Here is a 21,023-nt window from a genome sequence, read left to right as displayed (position 1 = left end):
CATCGGGGGCTGTTGATTCAAGCTTACATCTCGACCTGAGTACCCAGCTCAATCACCCGGTTCAGCGGCAGATTGAAGAAGCGCAGATTGCTGTTGGCGTTTTTCAACATGAAAGCGAACAGCGCCTCACGCCAGCGGGCCATGCCTTCGATTTTAGAGGCGATGACCGTCTCACGACTGAGGAAGTAGGTCGTGCGCATCGGACTGAAGTCCAGTTCATCCAGATGGCACAGCTTCAGCGCTTGCGGCACATCTGGCTCGTCGGTGAAACCGAAGTGCAGGATCACCCGGAAGAAACCCTCACCGTAGGAGTCGACCTCGAACCGGCGTGACGGCGGCACACGCGGGATATCCTCGTACACCACCGTCAATAGCACCACTTGCTCGTGCAACACCTGGTTATGCAACAGATTGTGCAGCAGGGCATGAGGCACGGCATCTGGCCGTGCGGTGAGGAATACAGCGGTACCCTGAACACGATGCGGCGGTTGTACGGCGATACTGCTGATGAAAATCGGCAGCGGTAAGCCACCTTCGTCCAGACGCTCCACCAGCAGCTCCTTACCGCGCTTCCAGGTGGTCATAAGAATGAAGAGTACGATCCCCGCCAGCACCGGGAACGCACCGCCTTGAATGATCTTCGGCACGTTGGCCGCAAAGAACAGTCCATCGACCAAAATGAAGCCGATCAGAATCGGCACTGCCAGCAATGGCGGCCACTTCCAGAGCAGGAGTATCACCGCCGCCACCAGAAAACTGGTAATCAGCATGGTGCCGGTCACCGCTACGCCATAGGCCGAAGCCAGCGCCCCGGAGGACTCAAAGCCGATGACAAGCAGAATTACACCGACCATCAGCGCCCAGTTCACCGCCCCGATGTAAATCTGTCCCTGCTCGGCGCTGGAAGTGTGCTGGATGTGCATGCGTGGAATGTAGCCCAGCTGAATGGCCTGTCGAGTCAACGAGAAAGCACCGGAAATCACCGCTTGCGAAGCAATGACCGTTGCCAGAGTGGCCAGCACCACTAATGGCACCAACGCCCAATTAGGCGCCAACAGATAGAACGGGTTACGCGCCGCCTCAGGATTCTCCAGCAACAAAGCGCCCTGACCGAAGTAGTTCAGCACCAGGGCCGGCAGCACCAGCGCCAGCCAGGCGCGGGCAATCGGCTTGCGTCCGAAGTGGCCCATGTCGGCGTAAAGAGCTTCGGCACCGGTCAATGCCAGCACGACTGCGCCCAGGATTGCCACGCCCATGCCAGGATGCACGATAAAGAAACGCACGCCCCACATCGGGTTCAGCGCACTCAATACCTCTGGGTGCTTGATGATGCCGCTGATACCGAGAATGGCCAGCACCAGAAACCACGCCACCATGACGGGACCGAACAACTTGCCGATACGATCGGTGCCATGTTTCTGGATCAGGAACAACGCGACCAAAACCACCAGCGACATGGGCACGACCCAGCGCTCTAGTCCGTCGAACGCCAGTTCCAGACCTTCAACCGCTGACAATACAGAAATGGCAGGTGTGATCATGCTGTCGCCGTAGAACAGCGCCGCACCAATCAGCCCCAGAATCACCAGCACTGCACGCAACTTCGGGTAAGCGTGTGCGGCACGCCGGGCCAGCGCCGTCAGCGCCATGATCCCGCCCTCTCCCTGGTTGTCGGCACGTAATACGAACAGTACGTACTTGATCGTGACCACCCAGACCAACGACCAGAAAATCAATGCAAGAATCCCGAAGACCCCGTCCTGATTGACCGGTACTCCGTAATGCTCGGAAAAAACCTCTTTAAGGGTATACAACGGGCTTGTGCCGATGTCGCCGTAAACCACCCCGACTGCCGCGACCAGCATGCTCAACGGTCTTGCTACCGAATGTCCGGCATCTGCCGTCTGACTACTTGCCTGCCCCATCCAACACTCCCTACTTCTCAGACCCGGCTTCTTTGAATGAAGCACTATGCTTTGTCGTGCAGCATGCGCTGTTTTACTTCAAGTTACAGACGATTTGTTGACTGTAAAAATTCGGTAAAGCCCAACGGCGCGAAGCATAGCGCAGCACTCGTCGTATTTCCCTGCATAAAGCTGGTCAAGTGCGCTTCCCATCGATAGAATTGCGCACTTTTTGATCAGAGGCGCGATAGAGCGTCCTTCTGTCGCCTTGCCGATTATGGCTGGAGGCGTCACAAAATACCGAGGTTAGACATGTCCACCACTCCTGCGCTGGCCAATCCAAAGGTTGGCTTCGTATCCCTGGGTTGCCCGAAAGCACTGGTCGACTCCGAGCGCATCCTCACCCAACTGCGGATGGAAGGCTATGACGTCGTGTCCACTTATCAGGACGCTGACGTAGTGGTGGTCAACACCTGCGGCTTCATCGATTCGGCCAAGGCGGAATCCCTGGAAGTAATCGGCGAAGCCATCAAGGAAAACGGCAAGGTCATCGTGACCGGCTGCATGGGCGTCGAAGAAGGCAACATCCGCAACGTGCACCCGAGCGTGCTGGCCGTGACTGGCCCGCAGCAGTACGAGCAAGTGGTCAACGCCGTGCATGAAGTCGTGCCGCCGCGTCAGGATCACAACCCGCTGATCGACCTGGTGCCGCCACAAGGCATCAAACTGACCCCGCGCCACTACGCCTACCTGAAGATTTCCGAGGGCTGCAACCACAGCTGCAGCTTCTGCATCATCCCGTCGATGCGCGGCAAGCTGGTCAGCCGCCCGGTCGGTGACGTGCTCGACGAGGCCCAGCGCCTGGTCAAATCCGGCGTAAAAGAGCTATTGGTGATCTCCCAGGACACCAGCGCCTACGGCGTCGACGTGAAATACCGCACCGGTTTCTGGAACGGCGCGCCAGTGAAAACCCGCATGACAGAACTCTGCGAGGCCCTCAGCACCCTGGGCGTCTGGGTTCGTCTGCACTACGTCTACCCGTACCCGCACGTTGACGAACTGATCCCGCTGATGGCCGCCGGCAAGATCCTGCCGTACCTGGACATCCCGTTCCAGCACGCCAGCCCGAAAGTGCTCAAGGCGATGAAACGCCCGGCCTTCGAAGACAAGACCCTGGCGCGCATCAAGAACTGGCGCGAGATCTGCCCGGACCTGATTATCCGTTCGACCTTCATCGTCGGCTTCCCGGGCGAAACCGAGGAAGACTTCCAGTACTTGCTGAACTGGCTGACCGAAGCGCAACTCGACCGCGTCGGCTGCTTCCAGTATTCGCCGGTTGAAGGCGCTCCAGCCAACGACCTGGATCTGGAAGTCGTTCCGGACGAGGTCAAACAGGACCGCTGGGAGCGCTTCATGGCGCACCAGCAGGCGATCAGCTCGGCGCGCCTGCAACTGCGCATCGGCCGTGAAATCGAAGTGCTGGTCGATGAAGTCGACGAGCAAGGCGCCGTTGGCCGTTGCTTCTTCGATGCCCCGGAAATTGACGGCAACGTGTTCATCGACAATGGCAGCAATTTGAAGCCGGGCGACAAAGTCTGGTGCAAAGTGACCGACGCCGACGAATACGACCTGTGGGCTGAACAGATCTAAACGCCCAAAATACGAAAAGCCCCGCTCTCTTGACGAGATGCGGGGCTTTTTTACGGCTATCGTTTGATAAAGAACGGATTCTCATCCCTTTACAGTCGGTTGGAAAAAAGAAGGAGCAGTCAGGCATGCGCCAACATTCGGTCATCCATACGCCGAAACAGAGCGACTACGAAGAGCTGACACGGGTTTGGGAAGCTTCAGTACGCGCGACCCACGACTTTCTGCCAGAGAGTTACATCGAATTGTTGAAGAACCTGGTACTGACCCGTTACCTCGACGCGGTCATGCTGATCTGCACCAAAGACCCACGCCAGCGCATTACCGGATTTGCCGGGGTAGCGGCTGGCAAGATCGAAATGCTGTTCATCGACCCGGCGCATCGCGGTCAGGGCCTGGGCAAGCAGTTGTTGCGCTATGCCATGGAAAACCTCAACGCCGATGAACTGGACGTCAACGAACAGAACCCGCAAGCCATCGGCTTTTACTTCAAACAGGGCTTCGAAGTCATTGGTCGCTCAGAAGTCGACGGCATGGGGCAGCCGTATCCGTTGCTGCATATGCGGATGCGCCAAAACCACACACGTTCGCAGCACGGCTGACACAGCACAAAACAACTGTAGGAGCTGGCTTGCCAGCGAAGAGACCCGAGAGCCTTGCAGCGACCAATCGGCCGCCTTGGTTGGCAAGCCAAATCCTACAAAAAGCCCCTGCGGCAAAATGGATCCGGGATTAACCGGCGCCAGGCAGGTACAATGCCCACCCCTTTTTTCTTGCGGCCCTGTCATGACTGACCCGATTCGACTCTCCAAACGCCTCATCGAACTCGTCGGCTGCTCCCGTCGGGAGGCTGAGCTGTTCATCGAGGGCGGCTGGGTGACCGTCGACGGCGAAGTCATCGATGAACCGCAGTTCAAGGTCGGCGACCAGAAAGTCGAGCTGGACAAGGACGCCAAGGCTACCGCGCCGGAGCCGGTGACCATCCTGCTCAATGTGCCCGCCGGCATGGACGCGGACACTGCCATGGCGACCATCAGCGCCGAAACCCTGAGCGAAGAACACCGCTACGGCAAACGCCCGCTCAAGGGTCACTTCCTGCGCCTGACCGCCAGCACCGACCTGCAGGCCAACGCGAGCGGCTTGCTGGTGTTCACCCAGGACTGGAAGATCCTGCGCAAACTCACCGCCGACGCGAGCAAGATCGAGCAGGAATACGTGGTCGAAGTCGAGGGCGACATGGTTGAGCACGGCCTCAATCGCTTGCAGCACGGCCTGACCTACAAGGGCAAGGAGCTGCCGCCTGTGAAGGCCAGCTGGCAAAACGAAAACCGCCTGCGGTTTGCCATGAAGAACCCGCAACCGGGCGTGATCGCCCTGTTCTGCCAGGCCGTCGGCCTGAAGGTCGTGGGCATCCGCCGCATCCGCATCGGCGGCGTGTCCATCGGCAAAGTGCCCCTGGGGCAATGGCGCTACCTGACCGGCAAAGAGAAGTTCTAAGACGCTCGCGCCGCTACACATTTCGGCGTCGCTGTTTTCTGCGACGCCCATAGCTGAATTATCAGGATTGCTCACATGATTCATAACGACGTACTGCGCAGCGTGCGCTACATGCTCGACATCAGCGACAAGAAAGTCATCGAGATCATCAAGCTCGGTGGCATGGACGTGCCCTTGGCCGATCTGGTGAGCTACCTCGACAAAAAAGAGGAAGACGAAGAAGGCTTCGTACGCTGCCCCGATGAAGTCATGGCGCATTTCCTCGACGGCCTGGTGATCTTCAAGCGCGGCAAGGACGAAAGCCGTCCACCGCAGCCGATCGAAGTGCCGGTGACCAACAACATCATCCTGAAAAAGCTGCGCGTAGCCTTCGAACTGAAAGAAGACGACATGCACGCGATCCTCAAGGCCGCCGAGTTCCCGGTGTCCAAACCCGAGTTGAGCGCCCTGTTCCGCAAGTTCGGCCACACCAACTATCGCCCGTGCGGCGACCAGTTGCTGCGCAACTTCCTCAAGGGCCTGACCCTGCGCGTACGCCCGCAGTAACTGCTCCGCCTGGAGCTGGCTTGCCAGCGAAGCCTTCAATAACGCCGCGTCGATCCAGTCGATACGCGTTATCGTTAGCGACCTTCGCTGGCAAACCAGCTCAAGGCCGAATGGCCCTCCATTCCGCTTGAAAATAGTGGCTCCGCTTCCAGCAGCTGACGACTAGGGTGTTAAGACCCTCAGCTCTCAGGACTCGCCATGCACCCCTACTTTTCCCTGCAAGGCCGCACCGCTCTGGTGACCGGCGGCACTCGTGGTATCGGCAAAATGATCGCCAAGGCGTACGTCGAGGCGGGCGCGACCGTGTACGTCTGCGCTCGCGATGTCGAAGCCTGCCGGCAAACGTCTGATGAACTCGGCGCACTTGGACGCTGCCACGCAGTCGCCGCCAACCTGGCCACGGAAGAAGGCGTGCAGCAATTGGCCATCCGCCTGAGCGAGCAGATCAGCCACCTCGATATTCTGGTGAACAACGCAGGCACCACCTGGGGTGCGCCATTGGAGAGTTACCCGGTCAAAGGCTGGGAAAAGGTCATGCAGATCAATGTGACGTCAGTGTTCAACTGCATCCAGCAATTCCTGCCACTGCTGCGCAAGGCCGGCTCACCGGCGAATCCGGCACGGATCATCAACATTGGCTCAGTGGCGGGGATTTCCTCTTTCGGCGAACAGGCTTATGCCTATGGACCGAGCAAGGCGGCCCTGCATCAACTGTCGCGCATTCTGGCGCGGGAACTGGTGAGCCAGCACATCAACGTCAATGTGATCGCGCCGGGACGTTTTCCGAGCAAGATGACCCAGCACATCGGCAACGATGAGCAGGCATTGGCCGAAGATACGGCGTTGATTCCAATGAAGCGCTGGGGTCGGGAGGAAGAGATGGCGGCCCTGGCGATCAGTCTGGCAAGTACGGCGGGGGCTTACATGACCGGGAATATCATTCCGCTGGATGGGGGATTCAGTCTTTGAAATGAGCGATGCGGCCATCGCGGGCAAGCCCGCTCCCACAGGTTGTCTGTCGTATCCGAACCCTGCGACTGAAACAAAACCTTGTGGGAGCGGGCTTGCCCGCGATGGCGAGTTGACAGTCACCACCGATACAAAGGTTGATCGGGTTATCATGCCTGCCCGCTCCCCGCCTCGATTTCAAACCATGACCTACAGCGTTTCTCCCATCGGCTTCGTGCGCTCCTGCTTCAAGGAGAAGTTCGCCATTCCGCGCCAACCCCAACTGGCCCCGGCCGCACGCGGCGTGCTGGAACTGGTGGCGCCATTCGATCAGGGCGACGCAGTGCAGGGTCTGGAGCAGGTCAGTCACGTCTGGCTGTTGTTCCTGTTTCATCAAGCCCTGGAAGACAAGCCACGGCTGAAGGTCCGCCCCCCGCGCCTCGGCGGCAACAAATCCATGGGGGTGTTTGCCACTCGCGCTACACACCGGCCCAATGGCATTGGCCAGTCCGTGGTCAAGCTGGACAAGGTCGAAGCCAATCGCTTGTGGATATCCGGCATCGACCTGTTGGACGGCACGCCGATTCTCGACATCAAGCCCTACGTGCCTTACGCCGATATCATCGACAGCGCCACCAACACCATCGCCAGCGCCGCGCCCCGGTTGATTGCCGTGCAATGGACGGACACCGCGCTGCAACAGGCTCATGGGCATGCTCAGCGCCTTCAGGAGCCACTGATCGAGCTAATCGAGCAATGCCTGGCGCAAGATCCTCGCCCGGCCTACCAGACGCCTGTACCGGAACGGGAGTACGGCGCGCAGTTCTGGGACCTGGATGTGCGTTGGCATTACCCGACACCGGAGCTGATCCGTGTGCTGGAAGTCATTCCTGCAAAGGGCTGAATGCCAGAAACGAAAAAGCCCGCATGACCTCACCAGGCCATGCGGGCTTTTCAGATACGCTGCAAAACGACTGTAGGAGCGAGCCCGCTCGCGAAAAACCTGAGGACGCCGCGGGGCATCATGCTTCCCGCGTTATCGTTGACCTCCATCGCGAGCTGGCTCGCTCCTACGGGTGACCTACGGGTGACCTACGGTCACTTCTCGACGAACGCACGCTCGATCAGGTAATCACCCGGCTCACGCATCCGTGGCGATACTTTCAGGCCAAAGCTGTTCAGTACTTCGCTGGTCTCGTCGAGCATGCTCGGGCTGCCGCACAGCATGGCGCGGTCGTCCTGCGGGTTGATCGGTGGCAGACCGATGTCGCTGAACAGCTTGCCACTGCGCATCAGGTCGGTCAGGCGGCCTTCGTTTTCGAACGGCTCACGGGTCACGGTCGGGTAGTAGATCAACTTGTCACGCAGCGCTTCGCCGAAGAACTCGTTCTGCGGCAGGTGCTCGGTGATGAACTCGCGGTAGGCGACTTCGTTGACGTAGCGTACGCCGTGGCACAGGATCACTTTTTCGAAGCGCTCGTAGGTTTCCGGATCCTGGATGACGCTCATGAACGGCGCCAGGCCGGTGCCGGTGCTGAGCAGGTACAAATGTTTGCCAGGCTTCAAGTCATCCAGTACCAGCGTCCCGGTAGGCTTCTTGCTGATGATGATCTCGTCGCCTTCTTTCAAGTGTTGCAACTGCGAAGTCAGCGGACCATCAGGTACCTTGATGCTGAAGAACTCGAGATGCTCTTCCCAGTTCGGGCTGGCAATCGAGTAAGCGCGCATAAGCGGGCGGCCATTGGGCTGTTGCAGGCCGATCATCACGAACTGACCGTTCTCGAAGCGCAGGCCCGGATCACGGGTGCACTTGAAGCTGAACAGAGTGTCATTCCAGTGATGAACACTGAGGACACGCTCGTGGTTCATGTTGCTCATGTACGGGGACTCCTGGAGATTTGTCTGCGCGCCCTGCGAAAAATAGCTGGCTTCGCACAATTGCATCGCATTCTAAAGGCAGCGACAATATCTGTTAAATGGATTATTAAGATAAGGGTTATCGGTTATATCGATATGCGATTTACTCTCCGTCAACTGCAAGTATTTGTCGCCGTCGCCCAGCAGGAAAGCGTGTCCCGTGCCGCGGGCCTGCTTAACCTCTCGCAATCGGCGGCGAGTACCTCGATCACCGAGCTGGAACGCCAGTCGAGCTGCCAATTGTTCGACCGCGCTGGCAAGCGGCTGAGCCTCAACGCCCTTGGTAAACAGCTGCTGCCGCAAGCGGTGGCCATGCTCGACCAGGCCAAGGAAATCGAAGACCTGCTCAATGGCAAGTCCGGTTTCGGCTCATTGGCGGTAGGCGCAACCCTGACCATTGGCAATTACCTGGCAACCCTGCTGATCGGCGGCTTCATGCAACGCCACCCGGAAAGCCAAGTGAAGCTGCATGTGCAGAACACTGCCAACATCGTGCATCAAGTGGCCCACTATGAAATTGATCTGGGTCTGATCGAAGGCGATTGCAGCCATCCGGACATCGAAGTGCAAAGCTGGGTCGAGGATGAACTGGTGGTGTTCTGCGCGCCCCAGCATGCATTGGCCAAACGCGGCACGGCGACCATGGATGAGTTGAGCCACGAAGCCTGGATTTTGCGCGAGCAGGGTTCGGGCACGCGACTGACCTTCGATCAGGCCATGCGCCATCACCGAAGCGCGCTGAACATCCGCCTGGAGCTGGAGCACACCGAAGCGATCAAACGCGCCGTGGAGTCCGGACTGGGGATCGGTTGTATCTCGCGGCTGGCGCTACGGGATGCGTTCCGGCGCGGTAGTCTCGTACCGGTGGAGACACCGGATCTGGACCTGGCGCGACAGTTTTATTTCATCTGGCACAAACAGAAGTATCAGACATCGGCAATGCGTGAGTTCCTCGATCTGTGCCGCGCCTTCACCGCCGGGGTTCAGCGCAGCGACGAGATCGTACTGCCGACGATTGCTTAAAGCAGAATGACTGCCCACACCAGCGCGATCATGCTCAATGCCACGAGTTGCGCGGCACTGCCCATGTCCTTGGCGTTTTTCGACAATGGGTGCAATTCAAGGGAGATACGGTCGATGGCCGCTTCCACCGCCGAATTGAGCAACTCGACGATCAAGGCCAGCAGACAGACTGCAATCAACAACGCCCGCTCGACACGGCTTACGCTCAGGAAAAAAGACAGCGGAATCAGGATAACGTTGAGCAGTACCAGTTGCCGAAAAGCCGCTTCGCCGGTGAAGGCTGCGCGTAGACCGTCCAGAGAATAACCAGAGGCGTTGAGAATGCGTTTCAGGCCGGTCTGGCCTTTGAAAGGTGACATAGGGTATGCAACTGACCAAAAAAGAAGTGGGAAAGCTAGATTAGCCACAGTAAAAAAAGCGTGAAGACGCTATTCCTTAATGGCTCGAAATTGACTCAAGTTGTTGCAGAAGCAGTGCGGCCTGGGTTCGGGTCCGGACATTCAGTTTACGGAAAATCGCGGTTACGTGGGCTTTGATCGTCGCCTCGGAAACACTCAGCTCGTAAGCGATCTGCTTGTTCAGCAGCCCTTCACAGACCATGGTCAACACGCGAAACTGCTGCGGCGTCAGGCTCGCAAGGCCCTCACTGGCCGCCTTTGCCTCATCGGAAACACTGACGGCCTCGAACGCTTGCGGTGGCCAGTAAACATCGCCATCCAGGACCGCTCGCACGGCTTTCTGAATCACACTCAGGTCGCTGGACTTGGGGATGAAGCCACTGGCGCCAAATTCACGGGACTTGACCATGATCGTGGCTTCTTCCTGAGCCGAGACCATGACCACCGGAATTTGCGGATACTGACCGCGCAACAATACCAGCCCGGAAAAACCGTAAGCACCCGGCATGTTCAGATCCAGCAACACCAGATCCCAATCAGCCTTTTCTGTCAGACGGGTTTCCAGCTCGGCAATGCTCGCCACTTCGACAAGACGGACATCCGGGCCAAGACCTAGCGTCAACGCTTGATGCAAGGCCGAACGAAAAAGCGGGTGGTCATCGGCAATCAGGATTTCGTATGTGGCCATTTTCAAATGATCCTGTTCTTCAAACACTCAAGGTGCAGCCACGGAGCCGCACCAGCAGGGCACGTTCAACGCCAATCACGTGGCTCTCACGTTAAAGAAACGGCGTATCAAACCTTGGCCGCGCCCCAATCGGCGCCAAGCATGCCCAGCGTAGCCGGGGTGGTCAAGGTGCATGGCCCGGACAGTTCTTTGCAGTATGGGCGACAATCAGTTCATTGAGGCGGCACTACCCTGCACGAACGGCATCAACTCGGCGTGCGCCGGTGTTTCAACGTTCATTTCAAGCTGACGCTTGGCATCAAGGTAATGCTGGCTGAACACGTCGAAATAAGCGTCCAGTGCCCATGCAGCCTGCGCATCGCCTGCAAGATCGAGGCACAACGCCGCGACTTCCGCGGTGCACAGGTGCTCGCTTCGGGTAGAGCGGCGCAATTGATAGCGGGAGAGTTTTTCCGGCAGCAGGCTGAGGATCGGCAATGCGTCGAAGTAGGGGCTTTTGCGAAAAATCTTGCGCGCTTCGGTCCAGGTCGCGTCGAGCAATATGAACAGCGGCCGCTTGGTGCTATCAAGCGTCACGCTGTGGGTCACCCGCTCAGGCGCGACGTATTCGCCCGGGAACACCAGGTAAGGCTGCCATTGCGGGTCGGACAGCAATGCCAAAAGCTTTGGGTCGACCTCGGTGCGCGACCAGATGAACGCGTGATTGTCACGGACCACATCGGCGATTAACCAGCCGGTATTGCTCGGCTTGAACACTTCCTTGTTCGTCATGATCAGGCACACACCCGAGCGGGTTTCCACCAGCGGACGCCACGCGCACAAGCAATGGCTCTCGATCACACGACAGGCACGGCAACGGGTCGCCCGCCAGCCACGGGCCTGAATCGGCTTGATGCCTTCTTCTTCGCGCTGATCGCGCAAGCGGGCTACGGCGTTAGGAGCATGGCTCATCGCGTGCAACGCCGAAAAAATGGGGAAATCGACACGTACAATTCTCGGCAAGGCAATAAAAGTCGGCAGTTTAACAGAGCGATGAGCGCAATCCTGTACCGTCCCGACCACCTCCCCTATAATTCACCGCCACTGAACGCACAGTCACGTGACTGGTCGAAGCACTCAGTCACTGAATCAGGAGAGTTTCATGCTGCGCTTTATCGTTCCCACCGCTGCCATTTTGCTGGCGGCGTCCTTCAATGCCCAGGCTGCGTCCCTGAGTGAACAGAATCTGAACAAAGAGCTGCAGAACGTCGCCACCCAAAGCAGTGTTGGCACTCCACGGGCGATCAATGAAGACATTCTCGATCAGGGCTATACCGTCGAGGGAACGACGCTGATTAACCATCTGAGCGTACAAAGCAGCCACGCCAACAAGATGCGCGCCGATCCAAAAGCCGTGTATTTCCAACTCGGTGCCGCGGTATGCAACAACCCGTCGTACCGCAAGCTGATGGCCAAAGGTGCAACCATGCGTTACGACTTCACCGAAGTGAAGACCAATCGCGCGGTCGGCTCTGCCAGCTACCAGGAATCGGATTGCCCGAAAGCCCCTCAGAAGAAAAAGTAATCAGTGAGACTTGGCGCGCCGCTGTTCATCTTCGGCGCGCAATTCCGCCACCAACGCCTGCAAGTAACGTGAACGCCGCTCCGCGCCCATAAGACGCCGGCAGCACTCCTCCTCAAGACTTAGATGATTGGTCTCGGCTGATGACTTCAGCAATCGATACAGTTGCGTATCGATCTCTATTTCCAGAATGACTCTGGCCATGGCTCCCGCCTCCTTGCTCCTCGCTCTTTTGAGCGACAAATCCTTAAACCGCTCGTACCGTGCGCCTACCCTTGACGCCAAGTTGTCGTGATACACCTGTAGGTTAGTTAATCAGAATGCTGCTCCTTGGGCGTGCCTTCAGACGAGTGGTGAAACCACCTCGCAAATCGTCAATAGCGGTTGCCAGGAAAGACTTTGCGGCGCAATGATCAAGGCAGCGAAAATTTCCGCGAGGGTCTAAATTTCAACGTATCCACAATCACTTTTTCAGGGCAGGAAAGAGGCCGCCCGTAACGTGTTGCGTTGTGCGAACGTTTCTTCCATCCAAGGAAAAACAGAACCTCTATGGATGACCCGCCAATCATTCGGGTCATGTGGATCGCCCAGGCATGGGCTTGGGCAGACAACGACACAAGAGGTGTCGTGGTAGCGACGAACGAATTCGTCGCTACCGAAGGTTCTGTGCAGAAGGAGAAGTTGAATGCCTTACCAACCGAATGACCTCTTGAGCCGTCATTTTGAACAAAGCGGCCACGACCTCATCAACAAGGTCGAAGAACAACTCAACCTGGTCTCACCCAACAGCCCGAATATTCCGATTTACCGCGACATGATCCTGACCGTGCTGCGCATGGCCCAGGAAGACCACAACCGCTGGAATGCCAAAATCACCCTTCAAACCCTGCGCGAACTGGAGCAGGCCTTCCGCGTACTGGAGCAATTCAAAGGACGGCGTAAAGTCACTGTTTTCGGCTCGGCCCGTACGCCTATAGAGCATCCGCTGTACGGAATGGCCCGTGAACTCGGAGCCGCTCTGGCCCGCTCAGACCTGATGGTTATCACCGGTGCCGGTGGCGGTATCATGGCTGCAGCCCATGAAGGGGCTGGCCTGACACACAGCCTGGGCTTCAACATCACTCTGCCCTTCGAACAACACGCCAACCCGACCGTCAACGGCACCACCAACCTGCTGCCCTTCCACTTTTTCTTTACGCGCAAACTGTTCTTCGTCAAGGAAGCCGACGCGCTGGTGCTATGCCCAGGTGGCTTTGGCACGCTGGATGAAGCACTGGAAGTACTGACGCTGATCCAGACCGGAAAAACGCCATTGGTGCCGGTCGTGCTGCTGGACGCTCCCGGCGGCAAATTCTGGCAGGTCGCGTTAGACTTCATTCACCAGCAATTGGTGGAAAACCGCTACATCCTGCCCACTGATATGAAACTGGTGAAACTGGTCTACTGCGTCGATGAAGCGGTAGAGCACATCAACCAGTTCTACAGCAACTTCCACTCCAGCCGCTGGCTCAAGCATCAATTCCTGATTCGCATGAATCACACACTCAGTGACCGGGCGCTCGAACACATGCAAGTGGCGTTCGCCGATCTTTGCCTGAGCGATCATTTCCATCAACACGTCTACAGCAGCGAGGAACATGACGAAGCCGAGTTCAGTCATCTGGCAAGACTGGCATTTAACTTCAATGCCCGTGATCATGGCCGGCTGCGAGAACTGGTGGATTTCATCAATCTGCCGGAAAACTGGGCGCAGTCCCAACCTCAGGTGCAACAGCACACTCGTGAAACGTCAAAGGTTATCTGAGGCATGAAAAAACGGCCCGCTATGCAATAGCGAGCCGTTTCAGTCAATCATCCATCCCTCGGCCACTGAACAAGCGGCTGATCATTTCCATGGAGTACCCCCGATACGCCAGGAACCTGCCTTGTTTGGCACGCTCCCGGGTGTCGATTGGCAAATGCCCGGAAAACTTGCGCCGCCAGGTGTCTTCCAGATGTTCCTGCCAGTCGATTCCGCTCTCACGCAACGCGAGGTCGATGTCGCTGCGCTGCAGGCCACGCTGGCTCAACTCTTCGCGAATGCGCATGGGACCGTAACCGGAACGAGCTCGGTAGGAAACGAAGCTTTCGAGATAACGGGATTCAGATAACAGCCCCTCTTCCGTCAATCGGTCGAGTGCTGTTTCGATCATTTCGGGGAGAGCGCCGCGCTGACGCAGCTTGCGCGTCAACTCGACTCGACCATGCTCGCGACGTGCGAGCAGGTCCATCGCGGTTCGCCGCACCGCGACGAGGGTATCGAGTACGGCGGTCATCGGCTCTATCAGATATCAGCGTCAGCCAGGTCATCTTCAGTCTCTTTGACTGGCGAAGCCTTGACGTCCGGCGCTGGGGTCAGCAGCTTGTCGCGAAGTTGTTTCTCAAGGGCCGCAGCAACTTCCGGGTTATCCGCCAGGAACTTGGCCGAGTTGGCTTTACCCTGACCGATCTTGGTGCCGTTGTAGGCATACCATGCACCGGATTTTTCAACGAAACCGTGCAGAACACCCAGGTCGATCATCTCGCCATTGAGGTAGATGCCCTTGCCGTAAAGAATCTGGAACTCGGCCTGCCGGAACGGCGAAGCCACCTTGTTCTTCACAACCTTGACGCGGGTCTCGCTACCAACGACTTCGTCACCTTCTTTCACTGCGCCAGTACGGCGGATATCCAGACGAACCGAAGCATAGAATTTCAGCGCGTTACCACCCGTGGTAGTTTCCGGGCTGCCGAACATCACGCCGATTTTCATACGGATCTGGTTGATGAAGATCACCAGGCAGTTGGCGTTCTTGATGTTACCAGTGATCTTACGCAGCGCCTGGGACATCAGACGGGCTTGCAAGCCCACGTGCATGTCACCCATTTCGCCTTCGATTTCTGCTTTTGGCACCAGCGCCGCCACGGAGTCGACGATGATCACGTCAACGGCATTGGAACGCACCAGCATGTCGGTGATTTCCAGTGCTTGCTCGCCGGTGTCCGGCTGGGAAACCAGCAGGTCGTCGACGTTGACGCCCAGTTTGCCGGCATATTCAGGATCGAGGGCGTGTTCAGCATCGACGAATGCGCACGTCGCGCCAGCTTTTTGAGCCTGGGCGATCACGGACAAGGTCAGTGTGGTTTTACCGGAAGATTCAGGACCGTAGATTTCAACAATACGGCCTTTTGGCAGACCGCCAATGCCCAGTGCGATATCCAGACCCAAAGAGCCGGTGGAGATGGATGGGATCGCCTGACGGTCCTGATCGCCCATACGCATTACGGCACCCTTGCCGAATTGACGTTCGATCTGACCCAGGGCCGCAGCCAAGGCTTTCTTCTTGTTGTCGTCCATTAAAGTCCTCACGTAATCAATAAGGCCTGACGGCCAACACCTGTATAAGTAGACAGTATTATTCCACAGCGTTCGAGGATCGCCTACCCCTGATTTGAGATTTCTCCGGCGGCATGTCGCAGCAGCCCCTCTAGCGCGGCCTTCACCGTTTGTCGGCGAACTTCGTCGCGGTTGCCCGGGAAGTGTTGCAACTCACTGAACACTTGCTCGCCCACGCCCCAGGCCAGCCATACGGTGCCCACTGGTTTGCCTGGCGAGCCGCCGTCCGGCCCGGCGATGCCGCTGACCGCCACGGCAAAACGCGCATGGCTTTTTTCCTGTGCGCCACGGACCATGGCTTCGACGACCTCGCGACTGACCGCCCCCACTGTTGAAAATAACTCGGCAGGGACATTCAACTGCTGGGTCTTCTGGCGGTTGGAGTAAGTAACGTAACCCGCCTCGAACCATGCCGAACTGCCCGGGATCCGGGTTATCGCTTCGGAAATTCCGCCGCCCGTACAGGACTCTGCTGCGGTGACATGGGCGTTGAGAACCTGCAAGCGTCTGCCGAGTTCGGCGGCCAGTTGTGTGATTTCTTTCACAGTCATCTCCTGATCGGGCGGAATGAAACCTACCGTACACGAGCGAACCATGCTTGCAAGTTACGGAGTCGATCGAAATGTTAGCGAGCACGCGCTCTGAGATAGGTACGACTCATGACCGACCTGCGCAAGAAACGCAGTCACGCGTTTGGGTGTATCGACGGGATTCATTGTTGGTCCGGACGAGAATCTCGGGGCGGCATTTCACAAATGCCAATCCGCCTGGCCGCCCAACGCTCATAAAGACCGATCGCCACGTCCGCACCAGCCATCGCGGTGAGGCACCCGAAGACGCCTGCGACCCAGATCGACAGGCCGGCGGCATACAACAGCATGATCGCCGAGACCCCGCCGACCATACAGGCCCCGGAGCGCAGGACCAGCCGTCGCAGCAGCGTCCAGCCACGAGCGCCATCCTTGTCGGCGCGCCACATTTCACCTGACAGCCCACCCACTAAGGCAAGCACGATGACCAGCCAGATTGGCATGTCCAACAACGCTTGTTGCTCAATTGTCATGTCACGCCTCCTGGGGTAATTGATGGGCGATGTGCAAGTGCACTTAACCATTACGCAGCCTTACTTTAGATACGCAGAGAACTTCGGTTAGATCTGCTTTATAGAACGCCTTGACAGCAAATTTATGCATCAATGCATACTCAGTCAATGGCTAAATGCATTTGCTCATACATTAAAAATGCACCAGCGCACAAAAATGCCCATAAACAGGGATGCCGGGCCTTTTGGCAGGCGAAAAAAAAACCCGCCTGATGACGGGTTCATCTGACAGTGACAAGATTATCGGGCGTACATGCCCCACCAGAAGACATGACCGAGGATGACGATTTGCTCCTCCTGGATTTCCTGGAAGGTGTAGTCCTCGTCCGGGTGCTCTTCGCGATTGAAGCTGCGCAGGCGAATTCCGGTAGGCAGGCGATAAAGCTGTTTCACCCGCAGTTGACCGTTGTGGTTGATGGCATAGAGGTCGCCATCGACGATGTCGCCAATCCCGCACTTGCCGGCATTGACCCCGACCGTGGCGCCGTCGCGCAGCACAGGCAGCATGCTATTGCCACGCACGGTCACGCATTTGGCCTGGTCGAATTGCACACCGTTATGGCGCAAGCTGCGCTTGCCGAAGCGCAGACTAGAGCGCTCACTCTCTTCGATGACGAATCTTCCCGATCCCGCAGCCAATTCAACTTCTCGAAGAAAGGGGACCGACACCTCGTCGTCATCGACAGGGGTATCGTCGTCCCACAGACTGATGTCCTTGAGTTCAGGATGCAATTCATCGCGTCTCCCATGGTAGGCCGACGCGACATCTGCACGACCGCGCAACTGATCGGTGCTCACAGCGAAGTACTCGGCGATCTTCGAGATGTGCTTATCCGACGGATCGACGATCTTCCCGCTGAGGATCCGCGAGAGAGTGGATTGGGGCACGCCAGTGCGACGGTGGAGCTCCGTGGGGGAAATCCCGTGCTGGTCGAGCAGTGCTCTTAAGACGGTAGAAACGTTGCGTTTTTGCATACCACACATAGTGCTCGTTCTATTCCCGGAAGACAAATGCCGATTAGCATAAACAATGCATAAATCAGTAGAAGCAAGCCGCGTGGCGTTCATGCCTGCGTCCGGCGGACCGCCCATGTTAATCTTGCGCCCATTGCGGAAAAGCCCGGCGATTGCCCCGCTTTTGCCCCACACCTTTCAATGAGTTTTCCGATTCCCGATGAATAAAGCCCTTTCCGACCTGTCCTCCCACACGCCGATGATGCAGCAGTACTGGCGCCTGAAGAACCAGCACCCTGATCAGTTGATGTTCTACCGCATGGGCGACTTCTACGAGATCTTCTATGAAGACGCGAAGAAGGCCGCCAAGCTGCTGGACATCACCCTGACCGCCCGCGGGCAGTCAGCCGGGCAAGCGATTCCGATGTGCGGGATTCCTTACCACGCCGCCGAAGGTTATTTGGCGAAATTGGTGAAGCTTGGCGAGTCGGTGGTGATCTGTGAACAGGTTGGCGACCCGGCGACCAGCAAAGGGCCGGTGGATCGCCAGGTGGTGCGGATCATCACGCCGGGGACAGTCAGCGACGAAGCGCTGCTGGATGAGCGTCGGGACAACCTGATCGCCGCGGTACTGGGTGACGAACGTCTGTTCGGTCTGGCGGTGCTGGACATCACCAGCGGCAACTTCAGTGTGCTGGAAATCAAAGGTTGGGAAAACCTGCTGGCGGAACTGGAGCGGGTCAATCCGGTGGAGCTTTTGATACCGGATGACTGGCCGAAAGACCTTCCGGCGGAAAAACGTCGTGGGGTGCGTCGCCGTGCGCCGTGGGATTTCGAGCGTGATTCAGCGCTGAAAAGTCTTTGCCAGCAATTCGCTACCCAGGATCTGAAAGGCTTCGGTTGCGAAAACCTGACCCTGGCCATCGGCGCTGCCGGTTGCCTGCTGGCTTACGCGAAAGAAACCCAGCGCACCGCCCTCCCACACCTGCGCAGCTTGCGTCATGAACGCCTGGACGACACCGTCGTACTCGACGGCGCAAGCCGGCGCAACCTGGAGCTGGATACCAACCTGGCCGGCGGTCGTGATAACACCCTGCAGTCGGTGGTCGACCGTTGCCAGACGGCCATGGGCAGTCGGCTTCTGACCCGTTGGCTGAACCGTCCGCTGCGTGATCTGACGGTATTGCTGGCCCGCCAGACGTCGATCACCTGCCTGCTCGACGGCTATCGTTTCGAGAAGCTGCAACCGCAGCTCAAGGAAATTGGCGACATCGAGCGAATTCTCGCGCGAATCGGCCTGCGCAACGCTCGCCCGCGCGACCTTGCGCGGTTGCGCGATGCCCTCGGCGCACTGCCGCAACTGCAAGTGGCGATGACTGAGCTCGAAGCTCCACACATTATCCAACTGGCCAATACCACCAGTACCTACCCGGAACTGGCGGCATTGCTGAAAAAAGCCATCATCGACAATCCGCCAGCAGTGATTCGCGATGGCGGTGTATTGAAGACCGGTTACGACAGTGAACTCGACGAACTGCAATCACTCAGCGAAAACGCCGGGCAGTTCCTGATTGACCTCGAAGCACGAGAAAAGGCCCGCACCGGCCTCTCGCACCTGAAAGTTGGCTACAACCGCATTCACGGTTACTTCATCGAACTGCCAAGCAAGCAGGCCGAATCAGCACCGGCTGACTACATCCGCCGCCAGACGCTCAAAGGCGCCGAACGCTTCATTACACCGGAACTAAAAGCCTTCGAAGACAAGGCGCTTTCGGCCAAGAGCCGTGCCTTGGCGCGGGAAAAAATGCTCTACGAAGCGCTGCTCGAAGACCTGATCACACAGTTGCCACCGCTGCAGGATACCGCTTCGGCGCTAGCCGAGCTGGACGTGCTGAGCAACCTGGCCGAGCGCGCATTGAACCTCGACCTGAACTGCCCGCGCTTCGTCAGCGAGCCGTGCATGCGCATTACCCAGGGGCGCCACCCGGTAGTTGAGCAGGTTCTGACCACACCATTTGTCGCCAACGACCTGAGCCTGGACGATAACACTCGGATGCTGGTGATTACCGGTCCGAACATGGGCGGTAAATCCACCTATATGCGGCAAACCGCGCTTATCGTGCTGCTGGCACACATCGGCAGCTTCGTGCCGGCGGCCAGTTGTGAGCTGTCCCTGGTCGACCGCATATTCACCCGGATCGGCTCCAGTGACGATCTGGCGGGCGGACGCTCGACTTTCATGGTCGAAATGAGCGAAACCGCCAACATCCTGCACAACGCCACCGAGCGCAGCCTGGTGCTGATGGATGAAGTCGGGCGTGGCACCAGTACTTTCGATGGTCTCTCCCTGGCGTGGGCGGCAGCGGAGCGCCTGGCGCACCTGCGGGCCTATACCCTGTTCGCCACCCACTACTTTGAACTGACGGTCCTGCCGGAAGCCCAGCCGTTGGTGGCCAACGTGCACCTCAATGCCACCGAGCACAATGAACGTATCGTGTTCCTGCACCACGTCCTGCCGGGGCCTGCCAGCCAAAGCTATGGCCTGGCGGTTGCGCAACTGGCCGGCGTGCCGAGTGAAGTGATCCTGCGTGCCCGAGAGCATTTGAGCCGCCTGGAAGATACCGCTCTGCCGCATGAGGCGCCCAAGCCCGCCAAAGGCAAGCCGGCCACGCCGCAACAAAGCGATATGTTCGCCAGCCTGCCCCATCCGGTACTGGATGAACTGGCAAAACTCGACCTGGATGACATGACACCTCGGCGCGCGCTCGAAATGCTCTATACACTAAAGACACGGATCTAACGCATAAGCTTGCAAGCTGTTAGAATCTCGCGCGGTTTGGGATGCTGCAGGTTATAGCCTGGCCTGCAGACTATCGCTCTCGAACCTGGCGACCCCAACGTGAAGGGGCTCCGCTGCCGCCGCCTGAGGAGAAAATTAGAAATGACCTTCGTCGTCACCGACAACTGCATCAAGTGCAAGTACACCGACTGCGTAGAAGTGTGTCCGGTGGACTGCTTTTACGAAGGCCCGAATTTCCTGGTGATTCACCCGGATGAGTGCATCGACTGCGCACTGTGCGAACCCGAATGCCCTGCCGTGGCCATCTTCTCCGAAGATGAAGTCCCGGAAGAGATGCAGGAATTCATTCAGCTCAACGTTGAGCTGGCTGAAATCTGGCCTAACATCACCGAGAAGAAAGAATCGTTGCCCGATGCCGAAGAGTGGGATGGCGTCAAAGGCAAGATCAAAGATCTCGAACGCTGATTACCCCCGCGTTCACGAAAAGGCCCCTTGTCAGACTGTGTGAAAACACACTGAAGGCCAGCCCAACAAACGCCCCGACTTGTTCGGGGCGTTTGTTTTTTGTGCGGGCAACAGACGAAAAAAGGCCTTTCAGCCCATTAGCGCCATCAGCTGGCGGG

Annotated in this window: 22 protein-coding genes; 11 read left to right on the top strand and 11 right to left on the bottom strand. The window is 57.9% G+C overall.

The genetic code is table 11. The features are described 5' to 3' along the window. Positions 1-23: 23 nt before the first annotated feature. A complete protein-coding gene (locus F7R06_RS17975; RefSeq protein ID WP_425415191.1) occupies positions 24-1,865 on the bottom strand; it encodes a potassium transporter Kup in 1,842 nt (613 codons plus the stop codon). 351 nt (positions 1,866-2,216) lie between these two features. Between F7R06_RS17975 and rimO the strand changes: the two genes are divergently transcribed. The 6 genes from rimO (at position 2,217) to tsaA (ending at position 7,446) form a co-directional block, all read left to right on the top strand. Then, positions 2,217-3,554: a 30S ribosomal protein S12 methylthiotransferase RimO gene (gene rimO, locus F7R06_RS17965; RefSeq protein WP_090317046.1), complete on the top strand. Its 1,338-nt coding sequence runs from the start codon at positions 2,217-2,219 to the stop codon at positions 3,552-3,554. A gap of 125 nt (positions 3,555-3,679) precedes the next feature. Beyond that, positions 3,680-4,153: a GNAT family N-acetyltransferase gene (locus F7R06_RS17960; protein WP_090317044.1), complete on the top strand. Its 474-nt coding sequence runs from the start codon at positions 3,680-3,682 to the stop codon at positions 4,151-4,153. Between the two features lie 184 nt (positions 4,154-4,337). Beyond that, complete coding sequence (locus F7R06_RS17955) at positions 4,338-5,048, top strand: rRNA pseudouridine synthase (RefSeq protein WP_090317041.1); 711 nt, start codon at positions 4,338-4,340, stop codon at positions 5,046-5,048. 75 nt (positions 5,049-5,123) lie between these two features. After that, entirely contained in the window at positions 5,124-5,594 is a 471-nt protein-coding gene (locus tag F7R06_RS17950; protein ID WP_090317038.1) for a YehS family protein, read from the top strand. Between the two features lie 198 nt (positions 5,595-5,792). Then, positions 5,793-6,563 (top strand): SDR family oxidoreductase, encoded by a 771-nt coding sequence (locus F7R06_RS17945; protein ID WP_090317035.1) that lies wholly within the window; start codon positions 5,793-5,795, stop codon positions 6,561-6,563. Between the two features lie 184 nt (positions 6,564-6,747). Next, positions 6,748-7,446: a tRNA (N6-threonylcarbamoyladenosine(37)-N6)-methyltransferase TrmO gene (tsaA, locus tag F7R06_RS17940; RefSeq protein WP_090317032.1), complete on the top strand. Its 699-nt coding sequence runs from the start codon at positions 6,748-6,750 to the stop codon at positions 7,444-7,446. A gap of 194 nt (positions 7,447-7,640) precedes the next feature. Here tsaA and fpr read toward each other — a convergent pair whose 3' ends face one another. Next, positions 7,641-8,420, bottom strand: a complete 780-nt coding sequence (gene fpr / locus F7R06_RS17935) for a ferredoxin-NADP reductase (protein ID WP_003443014.1) — start codon at positions 8,418-8,420, stop codon at positions 7,641-7,643. A gap of 135 nt (positions 8,421-8,555) precedes the next feature. Here fpr and F7R06_RS17930 point away from each other — a divergent pair, with 135 nt between their 5' ends. Then, positions 8,556-9,482 carry a LysR family transcriptional regulator gene (locus F7R06_RS17930; protein ID WP_090317029.1) on the top strand — a complete coding sequence of 309 codons (927 nt, stop codon included), beginning with the start codon at positions 8,556-8,558 and terminating at the stop codon, positions 9,480-9,482. On the opposite strand, the gene F7R06_RS17925 is transcribed toward F7R06_RS17930, so the two are convergent. The 3 genes from F7R06_RS17925 to F7R06_RS17915 all read right to left on the bottom strand — a co-directional run bounded on the left by F7R06_RS17925 (position 9,479) and on the right by F7R06_RS17915 (position 11,519). Continuing rightward, positions 9,479-9,841: a diacylglycerol kinase gene (locus F7R06_RS17925; RefSeq protein WP_090317026.1), complete on the bottom strand. Its 363-nt coding sequence runs from the start codon at positions 9,839-9,841 to the stop codon at positions 9,479-9,481. The two genes, F7R06_RS17930 and F7R06_RS17925, sit on opposite strands and share 4 nt — an antisense overlap. Positions 9,842-9,917: 76 nt before the next feature. Continuing rightward, a complete protein-coding gene (erdR, locus tag F7R06_RS17920) occupies positions 9,918-10,568 on the bottom strand; it encodes a response regulator transcription factor ErdR (RefSeq protein ID WP_090317023.1) in 651 nt (216 codons plus the stop codon). A 207-nt stretch (positions 10,569-10,775) separates the two neighbouring features. Then, on the bottom strand, positions 10,776-11,519 hold the full coding sequence (locus tag F7R06_RS17915; protein ID WP_090317020.1) for a tRNA-uridine aminocarboxypropyltransferase: 744 nt from the start codon (positions 11,517-11,519) through the stop codon (positions 10,776-10,778). Between the two features lie 190 nt (positions 11,520-11,709). On the opposite strand from F7R06_RS17915, the gene F7R06_RS17910 reads away from it, so the two are divergent. Then, complete coding sequence (locus F7R06_RS17910) at positions 11,710-12,132, top strand: PA3611 family quorum-sensing-regulated virulence factor (RefSeq protein ID WP_090317017.1); 423 nt, start codon at positions 11,710-11,712, stop codon at positions 12,130-12,132. Here F7R06_RS17910 and F7R06_RS17905 read toward each other — a convergent pair whose 3' ends face one another. Then, complete coding sequence (locus F7R06_RS17905) at positions 12,133-12,333, bottom strand: hypothetical protein (RefSeq protein WP_090318351.1); 201 nt, start codon at positions 12,331-12,333, stop codon at positions 12,133-12,135. Between the two features lie 481 nt (positions 12,334-12,814). Here F7R06_RS17905 and F7R06_RS17900 point away from each other — a divergent pair, with 481 nt between their 5' ends. Beyond that, positions 12,815-13,933, top strand: coding sequence for an LOG family protein (locus F7R06_RS17900; protein ID WP_090317014.1), 1,119 nt, complete (start codon positions 12,815-12,817; stop codon positions 13,931-13,933). Between the two features lie 43 nt (positions 13,934-13,976). Here the strand turns inward: F7R06_RS17900 and recX are convergent, their stop codons facing one another. The 5 genes from recX to F7R06_RS17875 all read right to left on the bottom strand — a co-directional run bounded on the left by recX (position 13,977) and on the right by F7R06_RS17875 (position 17,621). Beyond that, complete coding sequence (gene recX, locus F7R06_RS17895; RefSeq protein WP_090317011.1) at positions 13,977-14,444, bottom strand: recombination regulator RecX; 468 nt, start codon at positions 14,442-14,444, stop codon at positions 13,977-13,979. Between the two features lie 8 nt (positions 14,445-14,452). After that, complete coding sequence (gene recA / locus F7R06_RS17890) at positions 14,453-15,505, bottom strand: recombinase RecA (RefSeq protein ID WP_090317008.1); 1,053 nt, start codon at positions 15,503-15,505, stop codon at positions 14,453-14,455. A gap of 83 nt (positions 15,506-15,588) precedes the next feature. After that, positions 15,589-16,089: a CinA family protein gene (locus F7R06_RS17885; RefSeq protein ID WP_090318348.1), complete on the bottom strand. Its 501-nt coding sequence runs from the start codon at positions 16,087-16,089 to the stop codon at positions 15,589-15,591. A 167-nt stretch (positions 16,090-16,256) separates the two neighbouring features. Beyond that, entirely contained in the window at positions 16,257-16,607 is a 351-nt protein-coding gene (locus F7R06_RS17880) for a phage holin family protein (RefSeq protein WP_090317005.1), read from the bottom strand. 279 nt (positions 16,608-16,886) lie between these two features. Next, entirely contained in the window at positions 16,887-17,621 is a 735-nt protein-coding gene (locus F7R06_RS17875; protein WP_090317002.1) for a LexA family transcriptional regulator, read from the bottom strand. Between the two features lie 199 nt (positions 17,622-17,820). Here F7R06_RS17875 and mutS point away from each other — a divergent pair, with 199 nt between their 5' ends. Together mutS and fdxA are read left to right on the top strand one after the other, a co-directional pair. After that, positions 17,821-20,400: a DNA mismatch repair protein MutS gene (gene mutS, locus F7R06_RS17870; protein ID WP_090316999.1), complete on the top strand. Its 2,580-nt coding sequence runs from the start codon at positions 17,821-17,823 to the stop codon at positions 20,398-20,400. A gap of 141 nt (positions 20,401-20,541) precedes the next feature. Continuing rightward, positions 20,542-20,865 carry a ferredoxin FdxA gene (gene fdxA / locus F7R06_RS17865; protein WP_007908827.1) on the top strand — a complete coding sequence of 108 codons (324 nt, stop codon included), beginning with the start codon at positions 20,542-20,544 and terminating at the stop codon, positions 20,863-20,865. Positions 20,866-21,023 lie beyond the last annotated feature (158 nt).

Origin of the sequence: Pseudomonas moorei (assembly GCF_008801475.1) — a bacterium.
In the GTDB taxonomy this organism is placed as follows: domain Bacteria; phylum Pseudomonadota; class Gammaproteobacteria; order Pseudomonadales; family Pseudomonadaceae; genus Aquipseudomonas; species Aquipseudomonas moorei.
Note: the sequence above shows the minus strand (reverse complement) of the source record. Positions and strands in the feature narration are given on the sequence as shown.